Raw genomic sequence first — 6,048 nt, 5'->3', positions numbered from 1 at the left:
TGTGGTTCTTATAGCCATAGTAGGCCTGCAGGCGCTTCATCGTCCAGCGCGCATCCATATCCTTCTGCCGCAGCATCCTGGGCTGCTGCGCCCAGCCCGGTGGCACCTGTCCGCTCTTGATCGGTTCGTTGTCCTCCTTGCTGTTGCGCTGCCGCGGCACCTCTACAAAGCTGGCATCCACTATCTTACCCTCATGCACCACCAGCTCAAGCTCCTCCAGGCGGGAGAGGAATAAAGCAAAAAGCTCCTCCACCAGTCCCAGCTCGGTCAGCCGCTCCCGAAACAGCCACACCGTTCTGCTGTCAGGCACATCATCGGCCAGCGTCAGGCCCAGAAAGCGCATGAAGCTCAAGCGGTCACAGATCTGATATTCGGTCTGCTCGTCAGAGAGGTTGTAGTAGCGCTGCAGAATCAGAATCTTGAAGAGCAGCACGTAATCATAGGCAGGCCTGCCTCCTTTGCCCTTCGGCTCCACATAAAGGCGCTCCTCCAAAAGATCACGGAAGAACTCAAAGTCGATTCCGTTGGAGAGCTTCTCCAATGGATCGCCCAGCTTGCTGAGCTTGCTCAAGCGAAGGTGCTCGTCAAATAGGCCAAGGGATTTATGTCGTTTGAAGGTTTTTTTGCTAGGTTTGCTCATAAGTCAGGCAAGCTAATAACTTTCAGCCTCTATTTATAAAATTTCAGTTTTTAGGAGTCCCCTATAAATAAAGAATAATGCAAGTAAATATACAAGGCAATGGAAGCACTAAAAAAGTTACGGACACTATGCCTGGTGGCATTGGTAGCCGTTAGTTTAGTAGGGGCTGGCGAAGCAGTAGCACAAGGTGGTGCAGTTGTTTCGTTCCAGACCTTTTACGATGAGCTGGCACCATATGGGCGATGGATTGAGTACCCTGCACACGGGTATGTATGGGCCCCGAATGTGGAACCGGGTTTTCAGCCCTACGCCACGCGCGGGCATTGGGTGATGACGGAATACGGAAACACCTGGGTATCGGATTACCGATGGGGTTGGGCACCATTCCACTACGGCCGCTGGCTCTACGACGATTTTTATGGCTGGCTTTGGGTACCAGGCAACGAATGGGGACCTGCTTGGGTACACTGGCGCACCGGTGGCGACTACTACGGCTGGGCTCCATTGGGGCCAGGCATGTACGTAAATGTTAACTTTAACATACCTATGGCGCATTGGGTATTTGTGCCAAGGCGTTACATCACCAGCCCTCGCATTTACAGATACTGTGTGCCTAGAACCCGTGTGGTAAACATTTACCACAACACTACTATAATTAATAACTACTACAACTACAGCAACCGCACCTATGTGTACGGCCCCCGCACCCACGACATTGAGCAGCATACCCGAAGAAAGGTGCAGGTGTATCAGGTAAACAACGACAGCCGACCTGGCCGCCCGGTGGTAGACCGTAGCTCAGTTAGAATGTACCGCCCTGAAGTTGCTTCCGAAAGACCAGCACGAGAAGAGGCTCCTACCCGTGTTGTAACCAGAGAAACCAGTGGCCGGCCAGATCGGAGCACCGTAGGCAGCACGCCAGGCAGATCTGAGGCAGGAGAGCGAGTTGAGGGGAGAACAAACGAACCGAGAGGCGAGAACCTGTCTGGTGCCAGACCAGCGAGAGGTGGCAATGCAACAGGTAATACCGGTGTAGAAAGAGTAAATCCGGGTGTTGCGCCTGAGCGGGAACTTAACAGAAGTTACCAACCCGAACTGCAGCGGCCTGCCCGAACTGCAACACCTGCTGCAGGAACAAACCAACCAGAGGGTGTTATCAGGCATGAAAGGGAACGAGTAACCAGGAATCCGGAAGCGCCAACAAGGCAGATGGAAAATCCTCAGAATCCGGCAACACCAATTCATAGAGAGCAGCAGCCAGCCATGGAAATGCAGCGGCCTCAGCGGCAGGAACGACCTGCTATGCAACAAGCACCTCAGCGGTCGGAACAGCCTGAGAGGTCGGTTCAACCGCAGCGTTCAGAGCAGCCACAACGTTCGGTGCAGCCAGAAAGGTCAGTTCAACCGGAACGGGCGGTGCAGCCGCCTAGCCAGTCGTCGGAGTCGCAACGGCCGGCAGCCGCTCCAACACAACGGCCAACTGGTGGAAGCGGACGCCCTACCAGAGGCCAGTAAGGCATTTCGTCAAATTAGAAATGATAGAAATAGTGAATTTATAGCCTTCAAAGAAACAATTTTCTCCATTTTTATTTAAGAATAGCTCAATTTATACTGAAATCTTTCTTAAGGGAAAGACATTCCTAAAAACAAAAGCCGCACCTTTTCGGGGTGCGGCTTTTGTTTTTAGCTAGCTGCTATGGCTTGCGTTATTTTTGTTTCTCTTCGTCTTGCTCGTTATCAGTGCGGTTTTGTGGCGTGTAGTTATTAGCGCCTTTATCGCCTTGTGAGTTTTTATCTAAGCTGTTAGAGATATCTTTTTTATCAGACTTGCTGGTATCTGCAAAGTCGTCTTGTTGTTTTTTGTTATCCTTATCGTTGTTCATAGCTGTATATTTTATAGTTACATTCCATATACGTGCTGCAGGTTAAGCAGTTGAATAGGTCCTGCAGCTGGCTTATTTCCGAAGGTCGTTCTGTTCGGCCTCTCTGCTTTGGTTTGCCCCTTGTATAGAGGGTACAGCACCTCCGCTAGTCTGCTCCGCGTCCTGGCTTTGCTCTACAGCCTTGTCTCCTGTTGCCTGTGTAGCGGTATTTTTATCTGTTGCTTGCTGGTCTTCTGTTTTCTGCTGGTCGTTTTTCATAGCATATAGGTAAAAGTGTTTACATGTTTTACGATTCTGATGACTGGCAGTTGGTTATAGACAGGAACATAAGGTGCCTGGAGGTGAAATGGTAGTTCTGCTTTTATCAGAAAGTTAACTGTAACAGATGGTGGTGCAAGATCAAATTCCGGAAACTTAGTGGTTCTATTGTTCCAGCCGCTAAGGCTTCTCACAGAAGAGTACCACAGGCTTTTGGTGCCTATCGGTGGTGAAGAAGAGGTAGGCGGTGCCGCCCTCTTTGATGCATGTTTTGCGCCGTATGTCTGCCACCGACTCGGGGAAGTTGCGCACCGTTATGTTGGCTTTTTTGTTAGGGAGCAGCTGCAGCAGTTCTTTTTTGTTGTACCGATGCGTGGCAAGGCAGCGAAAGGCGCGGCCCGGGAAATCTGGTAACAGCTTATCGGAGGTGTAGAGGTGGCTGTTGGGGTGTAGTTTAGCCAATTGGTATGCCTGCGCCAGGTACTTATAGGCTCCGGCTTTTAAAATGGCACTGTTAGGCTCGTACACAAAAGCTCCGGCATCGGCATAGGCAACAGTGGCCCTCTCTTCTTCCTCCTCCGAAAAAGAAAGTACCTGCGCCTGTTTGCCTGGCAACAAGTTTATAGCCGTTATGGTTGGTGCAGCAGGAGCAGGCCGGGACGTGAGCTGGTAAAGCACCTCCTTGCATTCGTTCTGCAGGGCCACTACCCAAACCTTGTTTACATGTTGCAGTTGCTGCAGGGCAAGATCTATGTCGAGCATAGGCGAGGTTTTGAGCAGCACAACCTCCGCCTTTTGAAAGAGGATAGGCAAAAGGCGCAGCACATCGGGCTCGCAGTGCTGCAGCAGGTGCACCCGCTCCTCGCGGCCGCCACGCCGGGCCGGGTCGAGGTAAATAACGTCGGCTTTGCCTTCAAACCTGGCTAAAAAAGCTTCGGCGGTGGCATGTGCTGTTTCAATATTAGCTGCTTGGAGCAACCTGAAATTATGTGCCGCCACCTCCGACAGCTCCTGTTGCTGCTCCACATGCACTACCCTGGCAAAGCTTTTCGAGAAAAAATAACTATCGATGCCGAAGCCACCGGTCAGGTCCACAAGTAGATTTCCGCTTATCAGGGAGGCTTTGTAGGCAGCAGTGGTCTCAGAAGAACTTTGCTCTACCGATAGCGCCATCGGAAAAACAACATCTGGATGGTTTGTCCAGGTTGGCAGCTTGGTGGCAGCTTTTTGGCGGGCTTGAAGTTGTTGCACCAGTTCCAGTACAGGCAGGTCGGGGTAGCGGCTGGCCTGCAACATCAGGCTCGGAGCATCTGTGTGCAGGTGCTCCTGCATAAACTGCTTCTCTGCCGGTGTAAATAGTCGCATAAGCCTCTGGCGATTTGAGTGGTGGAAGAACAAAGTTAAGTTAATTTCTAACTCTTATGACATCCGGCATCCATAGGGTTGTCTGAAGCATTCATTTTAAAAAAGCTCTCTTAAAGCTCGTAACGGTAATTTATGTATAGCATACTATAAATGTAAGGCCGGTTATTAGGCGGTGTAGCAGCAGGTTTGTTTAAATTTTTTAAATAAATGTTAAACAATATGATTCTGAGTTGGTTCTCTTATTGAAACTTATTTATCAACTCATTTAATTTGATTACTATGAAAATTTGGACTAAGATTTTTTTGCTGACAGTACTGCCCCTTTTTGCGCTTACCAGCTGCGACGATGACGATGAATTGCAACCCGATGCAAACGTAATGGTCGTACATGCCTCGCCTGACGCTCCTGCCGTAGATTTATTAATTGACGATACTAAAGTAAACACCACAGCGCTTACTTACCCTAACAACACCGGCTACCTGAATGTGAACCCTGGCACCAGAAATGTAAAAGTAAATGCTGCCGGCACTTCTACTACGGTTATAAACGGCAACCTCGACCTGGAGTCAGGCAGAAGCTATAGTGTTTTTGCTATTAATACCCTAGCTAACATCGAACCCCTTATTCTGGAAGATGACTTAACGAGCCCGGCCAGTGGTCGTGCTCACGTGCGTTTTCTGCACCTTTCGCCAGATGCCCCTGCCGTAGACATAGCTGTTCAGAACGGACCGGTTATTTTCGGGAATCGCGCATTTAAATCGGCTACTGCTTTTACTCCGGTAGATGCAGGTACCTACACTTTAGAGGTAAGACTGGCTGGATCAAGCACTGTTGTGCTAACAGTACCGAATGTGGTGCTGGAGAACGGCGCCATACTTACTGTTTTCGCGCAAGGTTTTGTTAACCCACCAGCTGGCAACACAAACTCCCTGGGTGCAGGTGCCATCAGAAATAACTAAGTGCCACAGCAAGTCAATTATTCAAATCAAAAAGGCCTTCAGAACAAATTTTTGCCTAAAACTCTCAAGGGGCTTGCTGTTAGAAGAATCTACTTTTTAAGTGATTTTAGCTGCATCTAGTAAAATGGCTACTCAGTAGGGTAGCCATTTTATTTTGGTGTAAATGAGCAGGCGCTGCAAATGAACAGAAAAGACAATGTTAGAACGTTAAGATGAACGATGTCTACTATCTGTTTAACTCCCAGACAGATGCGAAAAAGCCACTGAGGCTGCAGAATAGCAACAAACTGCATGAATACAAAGAGATTAATATGATTTCTGTAACAATTTGCTTAATTTTGTGTTATCAGATGAAAACATATTAACATGATTGATACACAACTTTCTTACAAAGTAAAAGATATTTCGCTTGCCGAGTGGGGCCGGAAAGAAATAAGATTAGCTGAGGCAGAGATGCCAGGTTTAATGGCTATTCGGGAAGAGTATGGCCCAAGCAAGCCACTTGCCGGAGCACGTATTGCTGGTTGTCTGCACATGACCATCCAGACGGCTGTGCTGATTGAAACATTAGTGGAACTGGGTGCTGAGGTTACCTGGTCGTCTTGCAACATTTTTTCTACGCAGGACCATGCAGCAGCTGCCATTGCAGCAGCTGGTATCTCGGTTTACGCCTGGAAGGGAATGAATGAGCAGGAGTTTGACTGGTGTATTGAGCAGACATTGTTCTTCGGTGAAGATCGTCAGCCCCTGAACATGATCCTGGACGATGGTGGCGACCTGACCAACATGGTACTCGATAAGTACCCTGAGCTTGCTCCCGGCATCAAAGGCCTTTCTGAGGAAACAACTACTGGTGTGCACCGCCTCTACGAGCGCATGAAAAATGGTACGCTGACTATGCCAGCTATCAACGTGAACGACTCTGTTACCAAATCTAAATTC

At 49.0% G+C, this 6,048-nt stretch carries 7 protein-coding genes; 3 read left to right on the top strand and 4 right to left on the bottom strand.

Going from position 1 to position 6,048, the window contains the following annotated elements:
- A partial coding sequence (locus tag FVR03_RS23570) for an IS5 family transposase (protein WP_147924231.1) occupies window positions 1–640 on the bottom strand: 640 nt, incomplete at its 3' end.
- Window positions 641–739: 99 nt separating this feature from the next.
- Between FVR03_RS23570 and FVR03_RS23565 the strand changes: the two genes are divergently transcribed.
- Window positions 740–2,155, top strand: coding sequence for a DUF6600 domain-containing protein (locus tag FVR03_RS23565; RefSeq protein ID WP_147924230.1), 1,416 nt, complete (start codon window positions 740–742; stop codon window positions 2,153–2,155).
- Window positions 2,156–2,346: 191 nt separating this feature from the next.
- Here FVR03_RS23565 and FVR03_RS24665 read toward each other — a convergent pair whose 3' ends face one another.
- The 3 genes from FVR03_RS24665 to FVR03_RS23555 all read right to left on the bottom strand — a co-directional run bounded on the left by FVR03_RS24665 (window position 2,347) and on the right by FVR03_RS23555 (window position 4,146).
- The gene (locus FVR03_RS24665; RefSeq protein ID WP_187270285.1) at window positions 2,347–2,523 is read right to left on the bottom strand and encodes a hypothetical protein; all 177 of its coding nucleotides are present in this window, start codon (window positions 2,521–2,523) and stop codon (window positions 2,347–2,349) included.
- 72 nt (window positions 2,524–2,595) lie between these two features.
- Entirely contained in the window at window positions 2,596–2,781 is a 186-nt protein-coding gene (locus FVR03_RS23560) for a hypothetical protein (RefSeq protein ID WP_147924229.1), read from the bottom strand.
- A gap of 180 nt (window positions 2,782–2,961) precedes the next feature.
- The gene (locus tag FVR03_RS23555) at window positions 2,962–4,146 is read right to left on the bottom strand and encodes a THUMP-like domain-containing protein (RefSeq protein WP_147924228.1); all 1,185 of its coding nucleotides are present in this window, start codon (window positions 4,144–4,146) and stop codon (window positions 2,962–2,964) included.
- A gap of 279 nt (window positions 4,147–4,425) precedes the next feature.
- Between FVR03_RS23555 and FVR03_RS23550 the strand changes: the two genes are divergently transcribed.
- Together FVR03_RS23550 and FVR03_RS23545 are read left to right on the top strand one after the other, a co-directional pair.
- Window positions 4,426–5,106: a DUF4397 domain-containing protein gene (locus tag FVR03_RS23550; RefSeq protein ID WP_147924227.1), complete on the top strand. Its 681-nt coding sequence runs from the start codon at window positions 4,426–4,428 to the stop codon at window positions 5,104–5,106.
- 366 nt (window positions 5,107–5,472) lie between these two features.
- A partial coding sequence (locus FVR03_RS23545) for an adenosylhomocysteinase (RefSeq protein ID WP_147924226.1) occupies window positions 5,473–6,048 on the top strand: 576 nt, incomplete at its 3' end.

It is taken from the genome of Pontibacter qinzhouensis (genome assembly GCF_008017455.1).
In the GTDB taxonomy this organism is placed as follows: domain Bacteria; phylum Bacteroidota; class Bacteroidia; order Cytophagales; family Hymenobacteraceae; genus Pontibacter; species Pontibacter qinzhouensis.
Note: the sequence above shows the minus strand (reverse complement) of the source record. Positions and strands in the feature narration are given on the sequence as shown.